This window comes from Pseudomonas sp. 2, assembly GCF_056627435.1.
On sequence record NZ_JBWXNG010000013.1, the window covers coordinates 13,868 to 35,061 of the forward strand.

Annotated in this window: 16 protein-coding genes; 5 read left to right on the top strand and 11 right to left on the bottom strand. The window is 65.0% G+C overall.

Going from position 1 to position 21,194, the window contains the following annotated elements:
• Positions 1-122 precede the first annotated feature (122 nt).
• The 5 genes from AC1MEK_RS20610 to AC1MEK_RS20630 all read left to right on the top strand — a co-directional run bounded on the left by AC1MEK_RS20610 (position 123) and on the right by AC1MEK_RS20630 (position 6,783).
• Positions 123-1,649 (top strand): MFS transporter, encoded by a 1,527-nt coding sequence (locus tag AC1MEK_RS20610; protein WP_480398120.1) that lies wholly within the window; start codon positions 123-125, stop codon positions 1,647-1,649.
• A gap of 36 nt (positions 1,650-1,685) precedes the next feature.
• Positions 1,686-2,732: an HlyD family secretion protein gene (locus AC1MEK_RS20615; RefSeq protein ID WP_480398262.1), complete on the top strand. Its 1,047-nt coding sequence runs from the start codon at positions 1,686-1,688 to the stop codon at positions 2,730-2,732.
• Between the two features lie 125 nt (positions 2,733-2,857).
• On the top strand, positions 2,858-4,273 hold the full coding sequence (locus AC1MEK_RS20620) for an efflux transporter outer membrane subunit (protein ID WP_480398121.1): 1,416 nt from the start codon (positions 2,858-2,860) through the stop codon (positions 4,271-4,273).
• Positions 4,274-4,355: 82 nt separating this feature from the next.
• The gene (locus AC1MEK_RS20625) at positions 4,356-5,546 is read left to right on the top strand and encodes a CaiB/BaiF CoA transferase family protein (protein ID WP_480398122.1); all 1,191 of its coding nucleotides are present in this window, start codon (positions 4,356-4,358) and stop codon (positions 5,544-5,546) included.
• A 277-nt stretch (positions 5,547-5,823) separates the two neighbouring features.
• The gene (locus tag AC1MEK_RS20630; protein ID WP_480398123.1) at positions 5,824-6,783 is read left to right on the top strand and encodes a LysR family transcriptional regulator; all 960 of its coding nucleotides are present in this window, start codon (positions 5,824-5,826) and stop codon (positions 6,781-6,783) included.
• Here the strand turns inward: AC1MEK_RS20630 and AC1MEK_RS20635 are convergent.
• From AC1MEK_RS20635 to AC1MEK_RS20685, 11 genes are all read right to left on the bottom strand, one after another.
• Positions 6,748-8,163: a lipid II flippase MurJ gene (locus tag AC1MEK_RS20635; RefSeq protein WP_480398124.1), complete on the bottom strand. Its 1,416-nt coding sequence runs from the start codon at positions 8,161-8,163 to the stop codon at positions 6,748-6,750. The two genes, AC1MEK_RS20630 and AC1MEK_RS20635, sit on opposite strands and share 36 nt — an antisense overlap.
• 10 nt (positions 8,164-8,173) lie before the next feature.
• Positions 8,174-8,995: an acyltransferase gene (locus AC1MEK_RS20640; protein ID WP_480398125.1), complete on the bottom strand. Its 822-nt coding sequence runs from the start codon at positions 8,993-8,995 to the stop codon at positions 8,174-8,176.
• Entirely contained in the window at positions 8,992-10,377 is a 1,386-nt protein-coding gene (locus AC1MEK_RS20645) for an O-antigen ligase family protein (RefSeq protein ID WP_480398126.1), read from the bottom strand. The genes AC1MEK_RS20640 and AC1MEK_RS20645 overlap by 4 nt, the downstream gene beginning before the upstream one ends.
• Complete coding sequence (locus AC1MEK_RS20650) at positions 10,377-11,474, bottom strand: glycosyltransferase family 4 protein (RefSeq protein WP_480398127.1); 1,098 nt, start codon at positions 11,472-11,474, stop codon at positions 10,377-10,379. Before AC1MEK_RS20650 ends, AC1MEK_RS20645 begins: the two co-directional genes overlap by 1 nt.
• Positions 11,465-12,679: a glycosyltransferase family 4 protein gene (locus AC1MEK_RS20655; RefSeq protein ID WP_480398128.1), complete on the bottom strand. Its 1,215-nt coding sequence runs from the start codon at positions 12,677-12,679 to the stop codon at positions 11,465-11,467. The genes AC1MEK_RS20650 and AC1MEK_RS20655 overlap by 10 nt, the downstream gene beginning before the upstream one ends.
• Positions 12,680-12,681: 2 nt before the next feature.
• Positions 12,682-13,995: a beta-xylosidase gene (locus AC1MEK_RS20660; RefSeq protein WP_480398129.1), complete on the bottom strand. Its 1,314-nt coding sequence runs from the start codon at positions 13,993-13,995 to the stop codon at positions 12,682-12,684.
• Positions 13,992-15,173 carry a glycosyltransferase gene (locus AC1MEK_RS20665; RefSeq protein WP_480398130.1) on the bottom strand — a complete coding sequence of 394 codons (1,182 nt, stop codon included), beginning with the start codon at positions 15,171-15,173 and terminating at the stop codon, positions 13,992-13,994. The genes AC1MEK_RS20660 and AC1MEK_RS20665 overlap by 4 nt, the downstream gene beginning before the upstream one ends.
• 1 nt (position 15,174) lies before the next feature.
• Entirely contained in the window at positions 15,175-17,169 is a 1,995-nt protein-coding gene (locus tag AC1MEK_RS20670) for a GumC family protein (RefSeq protein ID WP_480398131.1), read from the bottom strand.
• Positions 17,170-17,184: 15 nt separating this feature from the next.
• Positions 17,185-17,982 carry a polysaccharide biosynthesis/export family protein gene (locus tag AC1MEK_RS20675; RefSeq protein ID WP_480398132.1) on the bottom strand — a complete coding sequence of 266 codons (798 nt, stop codon included), beginning with the start codon at positions 17,980-17,982 and terminating at the stop codon, positions 17,185-17,187.
• A gap of 174 nt (positions 17,983-18,156) precedes the next feature.
• Positions 18,157-19,614: a mannose-1-phosphate guanylyltransferase/mannose-6-phosphate isomerase gene (locus tag AC1MEK_RS20680; protein ID WP_480398133.1), complete on the bottom strand. Its 1,458-nt coding sequence runs from the start codon at positions 19,612-19,614 to the stop codon at positions 18,157-18,159.
• Positions 19,614-21,050 carry an undecaprenyl-phosphate glucose phosphotransferase gene (locus AC1MEK_RS20685; RefSeq protein WP_480398134.1) on the bottom strand — a complete coding sequence of 479 codons (1,437 nt, stop codon included), beginning with the start codon at positions 21,048-21,050 and terminating at the stop codon, positions 19,614-19,616. Before AC1MEK_RS20685 ends, AC1MEK_RS20680 begins: the two co-directional genes overlap by 1 nt.
• Between the last annotated feature and the right edge of the window lie 144 nt (positions 21,051-21,194).

Consider the following 21,194-nt stretch of genomic DNA (forward strand, 5'->3'; position numbering starts at 1 on the left):
AAATGTAAATTTTTCTTCATGTCGGGGCTTTTTAAACTACCGGGAATTGACCTGTTCCCGGAGTTTTCCATGCCTTCTGACCACTTCATCCGTTACGCGGATGCAGCGCAGCGAGCCTTGCCGTGACCGCCGCCGCGCACATCGCGCCGCCGAAGGTCGCCGCACCCGCCGCGTTCGGCCTGCAAACCATCATCGGTCTGGTGGGCGTGCTGCTGGCCGTGCTGGTAGCGGGCATCAACGAGGGCGTGACGCGCATCGCGCTGTCGGACATTCGCGGGGCGATGTTCATCGGCTTCGATGAAGGCACCTGGGTCACTTCGCTGTATTCGGCCACCTCACTGACAGCGACGGCCTTTGCGCCATGGTTCGCGGTCACGCTGTCGTTGCGCCGCTTTACCCTTGGGGCCATTGCGGCATTCGTGCTGCTGGCGTTGCTCTGCCCACTGGCGCCGGACTACCAGAGTTTTCTGTTGCTGCGCGCCTTGCAAGGCCTGGCGGCCGGCTGCCTGCCGCCGATGCTGATGACCGTGGCCCTGCGTTTCCTGCCGCCGGACATCAAGCTCTACGGCCTGGCCGGCTACGCGCTGACCGCCACTTTCGCGCCGAGTTTGGGCACGCCATTGGCGGCGTTGTGGACGGAGTACTTCAACTGGCAATGGACCTTCTGGCAGGTCATTACGCCGTGTTTGGTAGCGATGATCGCCATCGCCCACGGCATCCCTCAGGACCCGCTGCGCCTTGAGCGCTTCAAGGACTTCAACTGGCGCGGCGTGCTGCTCGGCGCCCCGGCCATCTGCATGCTGGTGACGGGGCTGTTGCAGGGCAATCGTCTGGACTGGTTCGAATCGGGGCTCATTACCTTCCTGTTGAGCGGCGGCGTTGTGCTGCTGGCCTTGTTCATGCTCAACGAATGGTTCACCCCGGTGCCGTTCTTCAAGCTGCAGATGCTCTCCAACCTCAACCTGTCCCACGCCCTGATCACTTTGGGCGGGGTGCTGGTGGTGCTGACCGCCACCGGTTCCATTCCGGCGTCGTACCTGGCCCAGGTTCATGGTTATCGCGCGTTGCAGACCGCGCCGATGATGCTGCTGGTGGCCATCCCGCAACTGCTGGCGCTCCCGTTGGTGGCCGCGTTGTGCAACATCCGCCGGGTCGATTGCCGCTGGGTGCTGACCGCAGGCCTGGGGTTGCTGTCGCTGTACTGCTTTGCCGCAACGCAGATGAGCCCCGAGTGGATTCGCGACAATTTCTACAGCCTGCAACTGCTGCAAGTATTGGGGCAGCCGATGGCGGTGATGCCGTTGCTGATGCAGGCCACGGGCGGTATCGCACCGCCGGACGGCCCCTTTGCTTCGGCCTGGTTCAATACGGTGCGTGGCCTGGCCTCGGTGGTCGCCACCGGCGTACTGGACGCCTTGACCACCGCCCGTCAGCACTTTCATTCGAACATGCTGGTGGACCGCCTGGGCAACTCGCCGGAACTCGCGGGCCAGGATTCGGCGGCGTCCCTGGCCCACCGCATCCATGAGCAGGTCGTGACCCTGACCAGCATCGATCTCTATTACTGCATGGGCTGGGTGGCTGCCGCGCTGATCCTGCTCATCCCCCTGATGCCGAGCCGCGTGTACCCGCCGCGTGCCGGTGCCTGACTACCTTCTGAGAACTTCGAGAACCCTTTCATGAGCATGACTTCGAAACAGACCCTGGCCCTGTGTGGCGCCGTGATCGCGGTGGCGGCGCTGGGCATCTACGGCTTCACCGGCGAACGCGGGCAACAGAGCACCGATGACGCCTACGTTGCGGCGGATTACTCCAATGTCGCGCCCAAGGTTGCGGGTTTCATCAGCCAGGTGCTGGTGGAGGACAACCAGCGGGTCAAGGCCGGGCAATTGCTGGCGGTGATCGATGACCGGGATTTTCAGACCGCCCTGGCGGCGTCCGAGGCTGAAGTGCTGGCCGCCCAGGCGCAGTTCGAGCAGGCCAGCGCCGTGCTGCAGCGTCAGGCGTCGGTGATTGCCCAGGCCCAGGCCACGGTTGAGGTGAGCAAGGCCGAAGTGACCTTTGCCGAACAGGAACAGGCGCGTTACGCCCACTTGGCAGGCATGGGCGCGGGCACCGTGCAGAACGCGCAACAGGCGCGCAACCGCATCGACACCGCCCGAGCGCGGCAGAACAGTGCCATCGCCTCGCTGGCCGCCGATCGCAAGCAGGTCGACGTCTTCACTGCGCAACAGCACGCCGCCGAGGCCGGGCTCAAACGCGCCCAGGCCGCTCGCGATCAGGCGCAACTGCAGCTGTCGTACACCCGCATTGTCGCGCCGGTGGACGGGATGGTCGGTGAGCGCGGCGTGCGTATCGGCAACTACGTGACGCCGGGCACGCGCCTGCTGTCGGTGGTGCCGCTGGATCAGGTGTACGTGGTCGGGCACTTCCAGGAAACCCAGCTGACCCACGTCGCGCCCGGGCAAGCGGTGGAGGTGCGGGTCGACACCTTCTCCAATGAAACCCTCAAGGGCCATGTGCAAAGCGTCGCGCCGGCCACCGGCGTGACCTTCGCCGCAATCAAGCCGGACAACGCCACCGGCAACTTCACCAAGGTGGTGCAGCGCCTGCCGGTCAAGATCGTCCTCGACCAGGGGCAGCCGCTGATCGGCAAGTTGCGGGTGGGGATGTCGGTGCAGGCGGCGATCGATACCCACGGCGTGGCCGGGCAAGAGGTCAGCGCACGATGAGCAAGGACGACCAGAAACCGAACCTGTGGGAGCGAGCTTGCTCGCGAATACTCAGTCACGAACAACAGAAATGTGTTGGATGTACCGGCCTCTTCGCGAGCAAGCTCACTCCCACAAAGCGCTTTATGTGGCTTGCAGCGGCGGCGGTGATGATGCTCGCTGGTTGTCAGGTGGGCCATGATTTTCAGCCGCCCAAAACGCAGGCCCAAGTTGACTGGCTGCCGGTTCAGGGCGAACAGGGCACAAGCAAACCGCAGGCGGTGCAGATTCGGGAGCGCTGGTGGGAGGTGTTCAACGACCCTCTGCTGTCCTCGCTGATCGACCGGGCCAGCGCCGCCAACCTCGATCTGAAGATCGCCGCTGCCAGGCTCGAGCAAAGCCGCGCTGCCCGTCAGGTAGTGGCCGGCGAGCAACTGCCGTCGGTCTCGGCCGGCATGGATTACCAGCGTGCGCGCAAAAGCGCCGAGGGCCTGAACGACCCTTCGGGCAACAGTGGCAAGGCGGCCTACAACCTGTGGGATGGCGGCATCGATGCCTCTTGGGAAGTCGACCTGTTTGGCCGCGTTAAACGCGAGGTGGAAGCGGCCGATGCCAGCGTCGCGGTGGCCGACAACGACCGGCGCGCCGTGCTGCTGGCGGTGCAGGCCGAAACCGCGCGGGACTACCTGCAACTGCGCGGCGTCCAGGACACGCTGGCGGTGACCCGGGAGAATCTCGAGTTGTCGCGCAACAGCCTGCAGCTGTCCAACGTGCGGCTGGCCAGCGGCGTGGCCACCCACCTGGATGTGGCGCAGGCGTCTGCTCAGGTGGCCACCGTGGCAGCGCGCATTCCGTTGCTCGAACAGCGTCAGGCGCAGTTGATCAATGCCTTGAGCCTAGTGCTGGCGCAGACCCCGCGCAGCTTGCAATCGGAGCTTGAACGGCCGGTCGACAGAGCACCGTTGCCCGCCGTGATTCCGGTTGGCTTGCCGTCGGAACTGGCGCAGCGGCGCCCGGACATCCGCCAGGCCGAAGCGCGCATGCACGTGGCGGCGGCCAGTGTCGGCGTGGCCGAGGGCGATTTCTACCCGCGTATCCTGCTGTCGGGCAACGTCGGTTTTCAGGCCCTGCAACTGTCGGATTTCGGCAGCTGGGGTTCGCGCCAGTTCGGCATCGGTCCGCAATTGAGCGTGCCGATTTTCGAGGGCGGGCGCCTGCGCGGCATGCTGCATTTGCGCGAGGCCCAAGAGCAGGAAGCGGCGCTGGCGTATCAGAAAACCGTGCTGCGCGCCTGGCAGGAAATCGACGACAGCATGAGCCTGTACAACGCAAGCCAGGTGCAGCAGACCCGGCTGCAGGAGGCCGTGGAGCAGAACCGCATTGCGCTGGCCACCGCACGCGAGCAGTACAAGGCCGGCGCCGTGGATTTTCTCAACGTGCTGACCGTGCAACGGGCGCTGCTCAGCAGTCAGGAACAGCGGGTCGACGCCGGCACCGCGCAGACCTTGGCGCTGGTGGGCCTGTACACCTCGCTGGGCGGCGGGTTTCAAACGGCTGAGTGAGGCCCGGCGAAATTAGCCATTTTCACCACGCCCTGCAAAGCAGACAATTGCCCCACTTTTCACGCACAACGAAGGGCATGTCATGCAAAAGCCTCTGCAAGGGATTCGGGTCGTCGAGCTGGGGCAACTCATTGCCGGGCCTTTCGCGGCGAAGATGCTCGGCGAGTTCGGCGCCGACGTGATCAAGGTCGAGCCACCGGGCACCGGCGACCCGCTGCGCAAATGGCGCCTGCTGCACGACGGCACCTCGGTGTGGTGGGCGGTGTCGTCGCGCAACAAGCGCTCGGTGACCCTGGACCTGCGCGAGCCCGAAGGCCAGGACGTGGTGCGCAAACTGCTCGCCGAGGCCGATGTGCTGGTGGAAAACTTCCGCCCCGGCACCCTCGAAGGCTGGGGGCTGGGCTGGAAAGAGCTGCACGCGTTGAACCCGAAACTGGTGATGCTGCGCGTCTCGGGCTATGGCCAGACCGGGCCCTATCGTGATCGCCCGGGGTTTGGCGTGGTGGGTGAGGCGATGGGCGGGTTGCGGCACTTGTCCGGCGAGCCTGGGCGCACACCGGTGCGGGTCGGCGTATCCATCGGCGATTCGCTGTCGGCGCTGCATGGCGTGATCGGCGTACTGTTGGCGCTGCGCCACCGCGACCAGAATGGCGGTTTGGGGCAGGAGATCGACGTCGCGCTGTACGAGTCGGTGTTCAACATGATGGAAAGCCTGATCCCCGAATATTCGGTGTTCGGCGCCGTGCGTGAACCTGCGGGCAGCAGCCTGCCGGGCATCGCGCCCTCCAACGCCTACCGCTGCCGCGATGGCCGTTACGCACTGATCGCGGGCAACGGCGACAGCATCTACCAGCGCTTGATGACCCTGATCGAACGTCCCGATCTGGCGGCCGATCCGGCCTTGGCCCATAACGACGGGCGGGTGAAGCAGGTCGAGCTGATCGACGCCGCGATTTCTGCCTGGGCCGCCAGTCTGGATCTGGACGACGTACTGGCCAGGCTGACCGCCGCGAGGATTCCCGCCGGCAAGATCTACGACGCCGCCGACATCGCCAGCGACCCCCATTACAAGGCCCGCGACATGCTGCTGGACAGCCAGTTGCACGACGGCACGCCCGTCACCCTGCCAGGCATCGTCCCCAAACTGGGCACCACCCCCGGCGGCATCGCCCGCCCGGCCCCGACCCTGGGGCAACACACCGACGAGGTGCTGGAAGGGTTGGGTATCGGTGCCGAGCAACGGGCCGAGTGGCGGGCGCGCGGGTTGATCTGAGGGCAGATGTGAGGCTCGCCGGATTTGGTTTTTGATTTTGGGCGGAGCCCGTGGGAGCCTGGCTTGCCGGCGATCTGGCGCGCAGCGGCAGTAAACCCTGCCCACGCGGTCTTTCTGACACGGCCAAGGTGCCTGGTTTTACTGCCGCTTCGCGCCAGATCGCGAGCAAGCTGCGCTCCTACGCCCTCCGGGCAGAAGCAGATCCGCAATCCCCTGCCTGCGCCAGGCACGCTCTTCGGGCAAAATCACTCCCCTGAACGCAACTGGAAATACACCCATGCCTCTACCCGACATGAACCTCCTGATCGCCCTCGACGCTTTGCTCGAAGAGGGCAGTGTGGTCGGTGCTGCCCGGCGCATGCACCTGAGCCCGGCGGCGATGAGCCGGACGTTGGCGCGGGTGCGGGAGGCGTTGGGTGATCCGGTGCTGGTGCGGGCCGGGCGCGGGTTGGTGCCGACGCCTCGGGCCCTGGCCTTGCAGGCCCAGGTGCGCAGCCTGGTCAATCAGGCGGCGGACTTGTTTCAGGCCCGTGACGAGGTGGACATGAGCACCTCGCAGCGCTGTTTCAACGTGCGTTCCAATGACGTGTTCTTCGGCGCCTTCGGTGGCCATCTGGTGGAAAGCACCCGACAGCAGGCGCCGCTGGCCACGGTGCGCTTCGTGCCGGAGGGCGAGGGTGACGACGATGCGCTGCGCGAAGGGCGGATCGATCTGCACGTGACGTCACGGCGCAACTTCGGCCCTGAGATCAAGATCCAGCAGTTGTTCACCACCCGCTTCGTCGCGCTGGTGCGCGAGCAACATCCGATTTTCGACGGGCCCATCACCCCCGAACGCTTTGCCGCCTTCGACCATGTCAGCGTCTCGCGCCGGGGGCGTGCGCGAGGGCCGATCGACGATGCGCTTGAAGCGTTGGGGTTGTCCCGGCGGGTGGCGTTCATCACGCCGAATTTTCATTCGGCGATTTTCTCCACCGCAGGCTCGGACATGATCCTGTCGCTGCCTGAACCGGTGCTCTGGGGCATGCGCGAGCTGGGCCTGCGCATGCAGCCGCTGGTGATTCCGCTGGAGCTTGAGCAGGTCAACGTGATTCAGGCCTGGCACCCGCGCTTCGACAAGGACCCGGCCCACCGCTGGCTGCGTCAGACCCTCAAGCAGGTCTGCGCAACCCATGACGCCTGGCACAACGCCAACCCGCTGTCAGGTTTCGAGCGAGCGCCACGGCTTGAGCCATAGCGCCAGTGCGGCCAGCAGTGCCGCGCCGTAGAGCACGCTCAAGGCCAGTTGCAGCCAGACGCTGTCCAGCGGGTGCAGGATAAAGGCGGCCAGCAACATTGCGCCTGCGCCCAGCAGCCACTGCTGGCGCCAGGGCAGGCGTTGCAACAGGCCCTGGCGGCGCATCAGCAGCAATCCGGTAAGGACTGCGCCGCACACCGCCGCCAGCGCGATGCCGATCAGCCCGAACACGAACGGCAGCAGCGCCAGCAACACCGCATTGAGCAGGCTGCCCGCCAGCTCGCAGTTGAGCGGCAGGCGCGTGTCGCCTCGGGAGTAGGCATAGCGCGCCAACAACGCGTTCCAGGCGCCGAACATCAGCGGCACGGCGAACCAGGCCAGCAAGTCCGGCAACGGGCCGCCCGCCGCCTGATTGGGCAGCAGCAGGGTCACCAGGGCAGCGGCGGCGCCGATCAGCCCAGCCACCGCGGGCAAGGTCAGCAGCGTCGCGCTGCTCAGCCCCTTGCGCAGCAGGGCCATGCGCTGTTCGCCACGGGTGCCGCTCATCAGGCCCAGCAGCACCTGGTTCAGGCTCATCAGGGCAATCAGCGGCAGGTTGATCAGCTTGCGCGCCAGGTTGACCCAGGTCACCGCGCCTTCGCCCAGCAGCGACGCAACCATGCGCTCGAGCAGCGCAAGACCCTGGCTGGCCAGGTTGCTGGTCAGCAGCGGGCCGATCTGCAGCAGCAGTTCGCGACCGGCGCTGGGGCAGCGCACCACGCGCCACGGCACCCAGCCGTCGCGACACAGGCGGGCGATCAACACGCTGGGCATCAGCACACTGCCCAGCACGCAGGCGCTGGCCAGCCCGGTGGGTGTCGCGTCGTGGCGCATCAGCAGCAAATAGATGACCGGCGGCAGGTTGAACAATAGCGAACCGAGCCCCGCCAGCACGAAGCGCGAGCGCGCCTGCAGCGGTACGCAGAGCAATGCATGCAGCACGAAGCCCGGCGCTGCCCAGGCCAGCCAGTGCAGCGACTCGTCCGCCAGCTCGAAGCCGGTTTCGTCCAGCCCCGGACCGATCAGGCGCACCCACAAGGGCGCGGCAAAAGACAGCAGCGCACTGATGCCCAACCCGCACAGCAGGACCCGCGGCGCCATCGCGCTGAGCCAGTGATGCTGTTCCCCGGGGCTGCGTTGCTGGTAGAGCGGCAATGCGGCGGCGCTGAGCAGGCCGGCAGCCAAGGCCATGCGCAGCGCTTCGGGCAGAAACAGCGAAACGAGGAAGGCATCGCTGCGCCCGCCGGCGCCCCAGGCCGCGACCAGAAGCCACTCGCGGGCGAAGCCAGCGACCAGCCCGGTGAGGGTCGCCAGGGTCAGCCACAGCGTTGAGCCGAACACGGCGGGCGCCTCAATGGAACAAAGTGAACAGGCCTTTGCCGCCCACTTTGTAGTTCAGGCCACGGGCGCGTTCGCCTTTGATTTCGGCATTGGGGCCGCTGACGATGGCGTAGGGCGGGATCGCCTTGGACACCACCGACCCGCCGCCCACCACCGCGCCCTCACCGATGTCGGCGCCGAACGAAAGCAGGGCGCGGCTGGCGATCCAGGCGTAGTCGCGGATGTACACCGGCCCGCCGACCGCCCAGAATTCCGGGGCTTTGAGGTCGTGGCCACCGGCGATGATCAGCACATGGGAGGCGATGGTCACGTGGTCGCCAATGATCAGCCCACCGCGGGCGTCGAGCTGACAGTGCCAGCCCACGGTGCTGTCGTTGCCGATGCGCAGGCCGTCGACGCCGAGCACCTCGGTGTTGCGCCACACCGACGAACCCTTGCCGATTTTCGCCCCGCCCATGCGCAGCCAGAACAGCCGCAGGGTGTGGCTGGGGATTTTGCAGATGAGGATGTTGTAGGCCTGTTCCCAGGTGCGCAGCATGCGGTCGCGCAAGGTCGGCCAGTTGATGCCGTACAGCGGAATCAGCGGCCCCGGCGTTTCCCTGGCCAGCAGCCGATAGAAGCGCCGGGCCAGCGGCAGTTCGATGCGCGGCTCGATGTTCAGGTAACTGATGAAGCACAGGGTCTTTTCCTTCATCGGCGTTTCGAAGCACACGTCGTTGGCCAGCATCCAGTCGTAGGCGTCTTGCAGTTCTTGCAGGCTGACACCCATTTTCAGCGCGTAGTCGGGCAACGCCTCGCGCAAGTCGTGCGAGTGCATCATGCGGTGCTTCATGGTCTATCCCCCAGACGTTGCGCCTGATGTTGCAGGCGCCGTGCTTCGTGCAGATTCAGGCCCATCAGCAGCCAGAAAAGAGCAATCAGCACCGTGGTAAAGCTGAAATAGTGATCGAACAGGCCGCTGAGCAGCGCGGTCATGACCCCGGCGCGGGTGCCGAGCCACAGCGCGGTGTCACGTTCCAGACGCACGCTGTCGTGGGGCAGGCGCGCCTCGCGCCACCAGCTCAGGGTGACCGCGACAAACAGCAGCATGCCGGGCACGCCCAGTTTGTAGATGTAGTTCAGCCACAGGTTGGAGATCCCCCACAGCGCGGTGCCGGGCACCGGCGGATCGACCTTGAAGCCGATGCCCAGCGGGAACATCTTCATCGCTTCGGGAAAGTGTGAATATTCCTCAAAGCGCACGGCGGTGCTGGCGTCGTTGCTGGTGAACAGGCTGAGGATGCGCTCCTGCAGCGGCGGGTAGAACATCAGCATCAGCGCCCCGAGAAATACCCCAGCCATGAGCATGCGGCCCACATACGGGATGCGTTTGCGCGCCATCCAGCACATCACCACCAGCAGGCTGACCAGCGCACCGCGCGAGCCAGTGAACAGCAGCCCGGCCGCTGCCAGCAGCGCCACGGCCAGCCCCAGGGTGCGCACGGCTCCCTGGCGGGTGACGCCGATGCAGAACGCCAGCGGCAGCAGCATGGCCAGCGCGCCGCCGGCGATATTGGGGTGAGTCCAGGGCGTGCCCATGCGCGTCGACAGCCCTGACAGGCCCTGGTTGAGGGTGTCCAGGTTGCTGTAACCCAGGCCGCCGATCAGCGAGATGATCGCCGTGGAGTCGCCGCTTTTCAGGTACACCGGGATCGACAGCAGCAACAGAAACAACGTGCCCAACAGCAGCGCGATGGACATCTGTTCCCGCGAGCGCGCGTCGCCCAGCAGGCGCGGCACCAGAAACAGCGGCGACAGGTTGAACAGCCAGCGCACCCAGTTGATCGGCCCGTTACCGTCGACGTTGACGGTCAACTGGCCGACCGCGAAGGGCAGCGCGCTGAACATCATCAGCGCCACCAGCCAGCGTTCGGTGCGCATCAGGTCCAGCGGCGGGTTGTAGAGGGCGAACACCCGGTGCGCGAGGATACTGGCCCAGACCAGCATCAGCAGCGCTTCGGATACCGTGGTGCGAATGCCGACCTGCACCGTGGCGTAAGGCAGGAAGGTCGCCAGCACGCCAAACAGCAACAGCCCGCGCAACGGCCGACGGATGATGGTCAGCACCGCGGCGATGGCAATCAACGCCGCCGTGACCTTGAGCGCCGGCAGCAGCCAGGCCAGCCCGCCGAACAGCAGCGCGACCAACACCCCGGCGGGCATGGCCAGCGGCATCAGAGCAGCTCCTCGAACAGTTCATTGAAGCGCTTGCGATAGGCCGCCAGCCCAAAGCCCTCGGCCCAGGCCATGTGCGGTTCGGGCGCCTCGGCCTCGGCGGTGGACAGCACGCCCATCAGGCGAATCAGCGCGGCCTGATCGCCCGGCGAAAAGCGCGGGCTGTGCTCGGGCGTGACTTCATCCAGCGACGAGCCGCTGGCCACCGCCACCGGTGTGCCCACGCCCAGCGCTTCGACCACCGGCAGGCCGAAGCCCTCGCCATAGGACGGGTGCCACAGGCGCTCGGCCTTGCGATAGACCTGATGCAACTGGCCGTCGCTGATGCCGCTGCGAATGTGCAGGCCCGGCAGTTCGCGCTGGGCGCTGCTCAAGCCGTCGGGGCCGCCGATCAGCAGCAGCTCCGGGGTGCGTGGAAACTGCCGGCGCGCCACCTGCCAGGCCTCGACGAACCAGGGGATGTTCTTGCGCGGCTCGCGGGTGCCGACGCACAGCCAGTAACGCTCTGGCAGTGGCGGCTCGGGCTCGACCGGCTCGGCAGTGAAACCCTCGACCAGATTGGGCAGCACCCGCACTTTGCCTCGCGCAGCCGGAAACAGGCGCACGGCCTCGTCGGCGGTGAATTGCGAGGGCGTCCAGATCCGGTCGGCGACCCGCACCGAATGGCCGATCGACAGCCGGTCGGTCAGGCCGTAGATCATCGCCTTGAGCTTCGAGCCGTGGGCATTGTTCAGGGTCAGCTGGAACAGGTCATGCAGTTGCAGGATGTAGCGCATGCCCGCCGGTTTGCGGCCGATGGGCAGGCCCATGTTCAGGTTCGCCAGATACAGCTGCACCTCGGCGTCGCGCAGGGCCCCGGGCAGAAACTGCGCCTCGAAACGCAGGCGCTCCGGCAGCCGGTGGATGCCGTCCATGGGCGTTGGCCAGCTCGGGCAATGGGCGATCCGGCGGATCGGATGCGCCAGCGGCGCGACGCTGAACAGTTGCAGTTGCGCTTCAGGATGGGCGCGAAATGCCTGTTCCAGGGCGATGTTCTGACGGCCGATGCCGCTGTTGGGAAAGCCCGTGGCAGGGCGGTAATCCAGGCCTACGCGCATGCGGGGGAATCCTCCTTCTGGTGAACCCGGGCATAGATGCTTTCCAGCTGCGCCGCCGACACCGACCAGTCGTGGTACTGGCGCACATAAGCACGCCCGGCCTCGCCGATCTTCGCCAGCCGCGACGGCTGCTCGATGGCGTCGACCAGCAGCCGGGCCAGGCCATGGGCGTCCTCGCAGCCCAGGTAATGGGTGCCGTTTTCCACCTTAAGGCCCGAGATGCCCTGGGCAGTGGTCACCACCGTCAGCCCGGCGGCCATGGCTTCCAGCACCTTGAGTTTGGAGCCGCCGCCTTCACGCAGCGGTGCGAAGAAGATCGCCGCTTCCCGTTGTACTGTGCGCAGGTCCGGGACGAAACCCAGCCAGTCGATCCGCGGATCGCCCCAGCGCTGCGGCCAGTCCTCGGGCAGCGCATAGCCGCCGACGGTCAGGCGCACCAGCGGGTCGATCGCCCAGACCCGCGGCATGATGTGGTCCAGCGCCCATTGCACGGCGTCCAGATTGGGCCCGTACTCGTAGTTGCCGATGAACAGCAGGCGGCGGCTGTAGCGATCCGGGCTGACCTTGGCGAAGTAGTCGCAGTCCACGCCGTTGACCACCAGATTGGTGGCCTTGGCGGTCAGCCGGGTCAGGCCCTTGGCGTCGTCTTCGGTGACCGCGATCAAGGCCTGGGTCTGGGCGAACACGCGTTTTTCCCAGTGCCGGTAGCGCCATTGATCGAAGCGGGTGAAAGGCTCGGCCCAGTCTGGGAAATGGTGGTAACTGGCAGCGCCCAGCCCCGACTCGATGTTGTGCTCGGTCATGATGAACGGCTTGCCGGAGCGCCGCAGCGGCCCCTCGAACGGCTGGAAGCTGTAGCTGTGCTCGATCTGGATCACGTCCCACGGCTCTTTGAGCAGGGCTTCGAATTGCCGGGCCAGCTGCGGCGAATAACCGTTGGCGCTGGCCAGCATCGGCGGCGGCGCGAAGGCCATGGTCAGCAGCGAACGCAGGCTGCGCAGCGGACGCCGGGGGATCACGATCAGGCGCTCAAGCCAGGGCTCCAGAGCGGCGCGGGTGGCGTCGTCCAGCTCGGTCTTGGATTGCACCAGCAAGGTGATGCGGTGCCCGCGCGCCGCCAGGTTGCGCAACAGGTGAAACTGCCGGGTCTTTCCGCCGCTGGTGGTGGGCCAGGGCAGGTAGGGCAGCGTCCAGAGAATGCGCATGGCTAGCGGCTCCAGGCGAGGATTTGCAGGGAGGGAGTCAGCGCCACGTCGACGCCCTTGGCATCGGCCAGCTCGCTGTGGTTGCCGGTCAGCGGGTCGTACAGCGTGGCGCTCTTGATGCCGGGGAAGTTCAGGTGCGCGCCGCTGGCGCTCCAGGCCATGAGCAGGTGCGAGCCGTCCGGGCGATTCCAGGCAATGGCGTAGAGATCCTCCGGCACCGCCAGTGCCGGTGGTGGGTCGGCGGGGGTCAGCGTCGGGCCGGTGATCTGCAGGAAATTCTTCAGCGCGGTGTAAACCGGCTTGGGCTCGCCGTTCAGATCGAGCAGGCCATAGCCGCGATCCCTTGGGCTGGCGCGCTGGTCCAGGTCACTCAGGTTGAACAGGAAGATGCGCTGGTAATCCATCGTGCTCATCATCGCCAGCCGGCGCAGGGTGTAATCGGCCTGGCCCTGCAGGCCGATCACTTTCTGCATTTCCACTGGCCCGTTGTAGCTCGACCAGCCCCATTCGGTGGCCCACACCTCCTTGATGCCGGCATCGTGCAGGCTCTTGTTCAGGGTGGTGCCGCGCACCAGGAAATCCCGGTCGGCCACCGAGTCGCCCTCGGGGTACTCGGAGTACGGGTGATAGGCGGCGATGATGTTCTGGCTGGCCAGGCCCTGATCGACCATCGACTGCAGCATGTAGCCGGTGGAGCCGCGCATCTGTCCGTAATAGGCCACGCCCGCAGTGACGATCGGCTTGCCCGGCAAGGCGCTGCGGATCGCGTTGGCGGTGGTGGTCAGCAAGTTGTAATAGGCCACCGGATCGGCCTGGGGCAGCCAGATGATGTTGGGTTCGTTCCACACCTGCCAGTGGCTGACCTGCGGGTAATGCTGGGCCAGGGCGGTCATGCGCTCGGCGAAGAGGTTGTTGTCCCGGGGCGGGTACTGGTCGGTGTTGCTGGCGCCCTGGGGCGCGGTGCTGTCGAAGGTGGCCGAGCCCACCAGATAGGCCACGGTGTTGAAGTTGTGCGGGCGGGCGGCGGCCATCGCCGCGTCCAGATCGGCGAGGTTGTATTGGCCTTGGGCCGGTTCCAGGATCGGCCAGTGCAGGGTCCAGCGGATCCAGCCCAGCCCCAGCTCGTCCAGATGGGTCATCTGTTTCTGGTAGATGTCGGGGGCGAAGTAATGGAACTGCACGTTCACACCCAGAAAGTCCTTCCAGGTGATCGCCCGCTGCCCGCGCAGGATGGTTTCGGCCTGCACGGTGGCGCTTGCGACCAGCAGCAGGCCGAGGCCCAGCCACTGGATCAATCGTGACGCATTGCCCTTCATTCATGCACCTCGCAAGCCTGTTGGAATACCTGTTGGAAGCGTTCGGCGGTCAAGCTCCAGACCCGCTCGCGGCCCAGTTTCGCCGCTTGCTCGGCCCAGGCCTGGGCCAGTTGCGGCTGCGCGCAGAGGCGTGCCAGGGCGTCGGTCAGCGCGCCAACATCACCTTGAGGATAGATTTCGCCGTTACCATGGGAGACCTCTTCGGCGAACGAGCGGGCATCGGAGGTGATCACCCCGCGCCCGCAGGCGGTGGCCCACGACAGCGCGCCGCTGGTGCCGCGCAGCTTGCCGAGAATCTTCAGTTTGCTCGACTCGCGGTACGGCAGGACCACCACGTGATGCGCCTGGATGAGCTGGGGAATCTCGGCGGCGGGCAGATCCAGATGCCAGCCGATCAGGTCCGTCAGCCCCAGTTCGCGGATGCGCTGGCGTAACTGTTCCAGATAGCTGCCCGAAGGCCCGAAGGCCATTTCCGGTTCGCTGCCACCGGCCAGGGTCAGGCGGACCCGATTGCGCAGCGCCGGGCTTGCCAGGAACAGATCGGCCAGCGCCTGCAGCAGATCTTCGATGCCCTTGCCGCGATAGATGAAGCCGAAGTACAGCAGCTTCAGCGGTTTGAGCGGCGGCAGCGGCAATGGGGCGATCGGTAGATTGCCATGGGGAATCACCGCCATCTGCTCCTGCGCCAGGCCCATGCGCGCCTGCAGGCTGCGATTGCCGGCCTGGGTCAGGGTGATCAGGCGCGTCAGTTGGCGCGCCAGTTGCCGCTCTTCATGCAGACACAGTGGATCGGCCAGCACCGTGGCGATTTCCGGCAGCGGCGAGCGCAGGGACTTGGCCATCGACAGCGGCCAGGGCAGGCTTTGCCGGCGCCAGACCAGGCGTTCCGGGTCGTGCACGGTGGCGGTCAGCGGCAGCGCAGGGAAACGCTGACGCAAGGCCTTCAAGGCATGGAACTCGGCCAGCCGGCCACCGCCGATTTCCCCATGGACCAGGTCGATGCCCTGCCAGTCGGCCATGGCCACGCGCTGGCAGGCGGCCGCCGGATCGTTGCCGACCCCTTGCAGCGGGGTTCGTACGCGCACGCCCAGTTCCTCCAGCGCCTGCTTGAGGTGCCCGGCGTAATCGGCGATGCCGTTCTGTTCCGGCGGCAGGGGGGCGAGGAGGGCGATCTGCATATCAGGGGTGCCTGCGCAAACGGCTGAGCCAGGTCAGAACCTGCTCGGGGATTTCGAAGCGACGACGGTTGAGGATGATGCCGTCGACATGTTTGAACGCGGTGCTCAGGGTGCTCAAGGCGTTTTGCAACATGGGCACTGTAGACGTTTCGGCGCGCACCACCAGGACGATCAGGTCGGCGTCGCGCAGGTGGACGAAGGCTTCCTGCTTGACCAGAAAATCCGAGGCGTCGATCAGCTGGATCTCGCCGGGCTGTGCCGGCCGGCCGTCGCCCATGCGCACACGGTGGCCGTGTTCTTCCAGCAGGTTGCGCAGATGTTCGGCGACAAAGCTCACGCCTTCGCCGGCATGGGCCGAGGTCAGGCCGATGCTCAGGCCCTGGCTGGCCACCTGCTTGAGCGGCAACACGCCATACAGGCGATAGAGGCTGGCGATGAACGCGCTGTGGTGATGGGGCTGGACGGTGGACAGGTCTTGCAGGCTGGTCCACAGCGGCACGCCGAACTGCGCTTCGATGCGGTCGCCGTCGTGAATGCGCTGATCCATCAGATAGAACAGGTACAGCGCCAGCAAGCCCACGCCCAGGCTCAGCGGCAGGGCCAGTAGCAACATCAAGAGGCTTTTGGGAAACACCCGGCTGGGGTTGAGGGTGGCCTGCTCGACCACGGCGATGTTGCTGATCTGCTTGTTGTCCAGTTCGCGGTCGATGCGGGCCTTTTCCAGGCTGTCGCTGTAGAGAATGAAGTTCTTCTCTTCGGCATTGAGCTCGTTCTGCAGGCGCGACAGGGTCGGTTCCAGGCGCAGGGCCTCTGTGCGGTCCTTCTCGAACTGCGCCAATTGCCCGTCCAGTTGCTGTTTCTGCACCAGCAGCCGGGTGTAGCTGGCCTGCTGGTCGTTGAGGATGTTCTGCAGGCGGGTGAACAGCGGGTTGGGCGCGATGTTTTCGGTGCGCTGCACGGTAGCCGTCTCGCTGTTCCACAGGGCCTTGAGATTCTTGATCTCGTTGTCCAGCGCCTTGACCGGCGGCGCAGTATCCTTGAACGAGCGCAGTAGCTCCTGGCGCTCCACTTCCTTGGCGTTGATGCGGTTCTGCAAATCCTGGCGAGTGGGGTTGAGCGCCAGTTCCTTGCCGGAACTGATCAGCCGGGTCTGCCGGTTGATCTGTTCCTGGATCTTGTCGATCCCGGCCTTGGTCGAGGCAATCGAGCGCTCGGTGTTGTTGCGCTCGGTGCGCAGGTCGTTCAGCCCCTGGGAGACGTCGGCCAGGCGCTGGTTGATGCTGACCGCGCCCAACTGATCCAGCAGGGTTTGAATCTGCTGTTTGTGGGACAGGATATTGGCCTGGGTGTCCTTGACCTCCTGTTCATAAAAAGCATAGAGATTGACCCGGCCCAGGGTCCGCGCACGTTCGACGCCATATTGCTCGACCCAGCTTTTCAGCACGGCCTGGGCCACTTGCGGGTCGTCCCAGACAAACGTCAGCTCCATGACCGATGAGCCAGGCTCGTGGCTGACCTTGAAGTTCTTTTCCAGGTCCTCCGCCAGCCGCTCTTCGGCCGCGCGCGCTTCGACCAGCCCGAGCAGTTGCAGGGTGTCGCGAATCACCCCGACCACGGCACGCATCGCTGCTCCGGGGGCGTTTTTCAAGGTGGCGAAGAAACCGGTCTCTTTGGGTGTTCCGGAGATTTTTTCCAGGTACTGCTCGGCAACCTGGCGCACGATCGGTCTGCCGGTCAGGATCCGTTCTTCATCCAGCAGCGGGTCGCGCAGGGCGCTGGGCACGGCGATGGATTGGCGGTCAGCCAGTTCGATCGGTACGGTGCTGGTGTCGCGGCCCGGCTTGACCAGCAGCAGGGCGGTGGACTCGTAGCGGTTGGGCAACACGAATGCCCCCAGCACGATGATCGCGAACGTGGCGACGACGGTAATTTGCACTTCGCGGCGGAAAATGAAGAACAGGCGTAGCAGGTCTCGAAACGAGCGAATGCTGATCATGGGGCTCCCTGCCGGTCAGTTGTTGTCGCGCAAGTTGTAATTCACACCGAACCCGATGGATTTGGCGAACGGAATCAACTGGTTCAGGTACAGGTTCACCCCGTCGACCTTGTTGCCGACCGTGGACTTGGGCACGAACACGACATCGCCGCGTTGCAGCAGCACCGGCGCGCCGGGGCCTCCGCTGCCTGCGTAGAGCAACTTGCTGTAGTCGAAGAAATAGGTCTTGTAGAGGCCGTCGTCGCCCTGGCGCAGCAGGGCCACCAGGCGCGCGTCGGCGTCGCCGTTGATCCCGCCGGCCCCCACCAGCGCCTGTTCCAGATTGGTGACGGTTGCGACCGGCAGGCTCGCCGGATTGCGCACCGCGCCGCCGACGAACACCACATTGCTGGGCGCCTGGTTGATGTTGATGGTCAGTGCGGTTTCGCGATAGATCGGCGCGAGCTTGTCTTCCAGCACCTGGGTCAGCTGGGCGACGGTCAGCCCGGCGGCTTTCACCGAGCCTACGTAGGGATAGGAAAACGTGCCGTCGTTGAGCACCGGAAACAGCGTCAGCTCGTAGATCGAGTTGGCCGTGAATGCAGAAATCGAAGGCGATTCGCCGGTGTTGCGCACGATGCGCAGGGTGTCGCCGGCATGGATGCGTTCAGGCGGCAGCGGCTTGCCCACCAGCGCTCGCCCGGCGTCCTGGGCTGCCTTGATTTCCGGCGAGTCGGGCAGCCCGATGCGGGCCGGGGTGTTGCACGCGCACAGCAGCGCCAGGCAGCTTGCCAAGAGTGTGTGTCGAATGGGCCAGGAATTCCTTTCATGCATGAATACGGCTCCCTTGCGGGTAAAACAATCATGTCGGCGGTACGGCCAGTCCTGTGTGCTGCGGATCAATCCCTGATCAAGCTGCGGTGCACTGTGCGGGTGCTGAAAAACGCTCCGTGAATATGGCCAAGGGGCAAGGCAGCCGCCAGGCGACTGCCGGTTCGGGCCTGCGGCTCAGACGACTTTCGGTGCGTCCGGCACACGTCCGTAGATATCAGTGAAGCGCACGATGTCGTCTTCGCCCAGGTATTCGCCGCTCTGCACCTCGATCATCACCAGATCGATGACCCCGGGGTTGACCAGCCGGTGGGTGTGGCCGGGTTTGATGAAGGTCGATTCGTTGGTGTCGAGCATGAATTCGCGGTCGCCATTGGTCACCCGCGCCATGCCGCTGACCACGATCCAGTGCTCGCTGCGATGGTGGTGCATCTGCAACGACAGCGACCCCTGCGGCTTGACCACGATGCGCTTGATCTTGAAGCGCTTGCCTTCCTCCAGCACCGTGTAGGTGCCCCAGGGCCGGGTCACGGTGTTGTGCAGCAAGTACGCCGGATGGCCCTGGCGCTTGAGTTCCTGGGCGATGAGTTTCACTTCCTGAGTGCGCTCGGCGTCGGCGATCAGCAGCGCGTCCGGGGTGTCGATGATCACCAGGTTGTCCAGGCCGACGGCGCCGACCAAGCGTTTCTTCGAGTCGATGTAGCAGTTGGTGACGTCGTGCAGCACCACTTGGCCGTTGCACTGGTTGCCGTTGGCATCGGCCGGCGCCAGTTCACGAATGGCGTGCCACGAGCCGATATCGCTCCAGCCCAGCTCGCACGGCACCACGGCGACTTTCTGCGAGCGCTCCATGAGCGCGTAGTCGATGGAAATGTCCGGGGCGAGGGCGAAGGTGGTGGCGTCCAGCTCCATCTGCAGTTCATGGTTGCCCTGTTTGCTGTTGCACTGCGACAGGCAGTGACGCACGGCCGCGAGCACGTCCGGGGCGTGGCTTTCCAGCTCGCGCAGCACGGTGTCGACGCGCATGCAGAACATCCCGGCGTTCCACAGATGCAGCCCGCCGGTGAGGTATTCGTGGGCGGTGGCGGCATCCGGCTTCTCGACGAAGCGCGACACCTGATAGGCCTTGTCGCTCAGCGCCTGGCCTTTCTCGATGTAGCCAAAACCGGTTTCGGCGCGGGTGGGGATCAGGCCGAAGGTCACCAGCCAGCCTTCGTCAGCCAGCTTCTGCGCATCCTTGACCGCAATGGCGAAGGCCTCGACGTCGTGGATCAGTTGGTCGGCCGGCAGAATCAGCAACTGCGCATCGTCACCGTGCAGTTCCTGCACATGCAGCGCGGCAGCGGCGATGGCCGGGGCGGTGTTGCGCCCGAACGGCTCGAGAATGAAATCCAGATGCACCTTGCGCTTGTTCAGCAGCCGATAGTCGTCCACGGTGCGGAAATACACTTCGCGGTTGGTGACCGTGAGCAGGCTTTCAACGCCTTCAAGGTTGCTGGCGCGGTTGAAGGTCTTTTGCAGCAGGCTTTCGCCATCCGGCAGCCGCATGAAGGGTTTGGGCATCGCCTCACGGGAGACTGGCCACAGCCGGGTGCCGGCACCGCCGGCGATAATGCAGGGAATAAGAGTGCCCATCAGTAAGCCTCGCGAGAGAACAGCACTGCAGGAACAGTGCGCAGAAGAATGTAAAGATCGAACCAGACGGACCAGTTTTCGATGTATTCAAGATCGAATTCGACACGTTTCTCGATCTTCTCCACGGTGTCTGTCTCACCACGAAAGCCGTTGATCTGGGCAAGGCCGGTGATGCCCGGCTTGACCCGATGACGCGAGGTGTACTCCTTGACAGCTTGCTCGAACAAAATGCCTGCGGCCTTGGTGGCCGTGGCATGTGGGCGCGGTCCCACCATCGACATACTCCCCGCGAACACGTTGAACAGTTGTGGCAGTTCATCCAGGCTGGTCTTGCGGATGAAGCGCCCGACCCGGGTGACGCGCGCGTCGCCCCTGACGGTCTGCTGATGCGCGTCGGCATCGGCCTGATGGGTGTGCATCGAGCGGAACTTGCACACCGTGATCAGTCGGTTGTTGTAGCCATAGCGTTTCTGCCAGAACAGCACCGGGCCCGGTGAGTCGAGCTTGATCGCCACCGCGATGCACAGCATCAGCGGCGACAGCAACACGATCGCCAGGCTCGACAGCAGCATGTCCTCGATGCGCTTGAACATCGGCGACCAGCCGCGTAATGGCACATCGGAGGCGTTGAACATCGGCAGGCTCGCCACTTCGGTGATGCGGTTGTGGGCGTGGCGGAACGCGACCATGTCGGGCACCAGCAGCACGTTGACCGGCAGCCTGCGCAGCTCGCGGATGATGTAGTCCATGCGGTTTTCCGCCGACCAGGGCAGGGCGACCAGCACCTGGGTGACCTTTTCCTCGCGGATCAGGGTTTCCAGATCCCGGGTATTGCCCAGGAGCGGCAGGCCGACCATGGTCTTGGGCATGCGCCCGATGCGGTCGTCGATGAAGCCCAGCACGCCCGAGCGGATGTCCTGGTTCTGCAACATGTACTCGGCCAGGCGCTGGCCGTTTTCGGTGGCGCCGAGGATGACCGAGTTCTGCAAAAAGAACCCGCGGGCCATCAGGCGCTTGTAGATCATCAGCAGCAGGATGCGGTCGGCGAAGAACATCATCAGGCTGGCGAGGAACCAGACCATCAGCTGCTCCTGAGTGACGTACTCGAACAGCTCCATCGCCTTGTGCATGAACAGCAGCACGCAGAAGGCCGAGGACCAGACGAAGATGATCATCTTGAAGCGTGAGCGGTTGGTGAAAATGCTTTCCGAATAGACGCCCAGGGCCTGGAACATCAGCACGCAGACGACCCCGAACAGCACCTGCATCATCAGGTAGCTCTGGGAAGCGTCGGGGGCGTCGGTTTTCCAGTAGGTGAGGATCAGATAACCCGGCAGGACGGCGGTCACTCCATGGAGCAGCCGGACGGCGAACAGGAAATACTCGATCAGGCTCGTGCGCGTCAGCAAAAGACTGTCGACCGGCTGCAGTCGCATAAAACGTCCTCACCTCTTCGATCCATGAATCCATGACTGGCTGTCTGCCCGACGTTTCCTCTGTCTTAGTCAATTTAATGACTTATTCGTCAGGTGATGCAGATTTAGCCAATTATTTGTCGATTAAGCGCTCTCTGCGCCCGC

What these genes read in the sequence shown, in the direction of transcription:
- AC1MEK_RS20615 (WP_480398262.1), top strand. Translation starts at nt 1,686, where the DNA reads ATGACTTCGAAACAGACCCTGGCCCTGTGTGGCGCCGTGATCGCGGTG.
- AC1MEK_RS20620 (WP_480398121.1), top strand. Translation starts at nt 2,858, where the DNA reads ATGTGGCTTGCAGCGGCGGCGGTGATGATGCTCGCTGGTTGTCAGGTG.
- AC1MEK_RS20625 (WP_480398122.1), top strand. Translation starts at nt 4,356, where the DNA reads ATGCAAAAGCCTCTGCAAGGGATTCGGGTCGTCGAGCTGGGGCAACTC.
- AC1MEK_RS20630 (WP_480398123.1), top strand. Translation starts at nt 5,824, where the DNA reads ATGCCTCTACCCGACATGAACCTCCTGATCGCCCTCGACGCTTTGCTC.
- AC1MEK_RS20640 (WP_480398125.1), bottom strand. Translation starts at nt 8,995, where the DNA reads ATGAAGCACCGCATGATGCACTCGCACGACTTGCGCGAGGCGTTGCCC.
- AC1MEK_RS20645 (WP_480398126.1), bottom strand. Translation starts at nt 10,377, where the DNA reads ATGCCGCTGGCCATGCCCGCCGGGGTGTTGGTCGCGCTGCTGTTCGGC.
- AC1MEK_RS20650 (WP_480398127.1), bottom strand. Translation starts at nt 11,474, where the DNA reads ATGCGCGTAGGCCTGGATTACCGCCCTGCCACGGGCTTTCCCAACAGC.
- AC1MEK_RS20655 (WP_480398128.1), bottom strand. Translation starts at nt 12,679, where the DNA reads ATGCGCATTCTCTGGACGCTGCCCTACCTGCCCTGGCCCACCACCAGC.
- AC1MEK_RS20660 (WP_480398129.1), bottom strand. Translation starts at nt 13,995, where the DNA reads ATGAAGGGCAATGCGTCACGATTGATCCAGTGGCTGGGCCTCGGCCTG.
- AC1MEK_RS20665 (WP_480398130.1), bottom strand. Translation starts at nt 15,173, where the DNA reads ATGCAGATCGCCCTCCTCGCCCCCCTGCCGCCGGAACAGAACGGCATC.
- AC1MEK_RS20670 (WP_480398131.1), bottom strand. Translation starts at nt 17,169, where the DNA reads ATGATCAGCATTCGCTCGTTTCGAGACCTGCTACGCCTGTTCTTCATT.
- AC1MEK_RS20675 (WP_480398132.1), bottom strand. Translation starts at nt 17,982, where the DNA reads ATGCATGAAAGGAATTCCTGGCCCATTCGACACACACTCTTGGCAAGC.
- AC1MEK_RS20680 (WP_480398133.1), bottom strand. Translation starts at nt 19,614, where the DNA reads ATGGGCACTCTTATTCCCTGCATTATCGCCGGCGGTGCCGGCACCCGG.
- AC1MEK_RS20685 (WP_480398134.1), bottom strand. Translation starts at nt 21,050, where the DNA reads ATGCGACTGCAGCCGGTCGACAGTCTTTTGCTGACGCGCACGAGCCTG.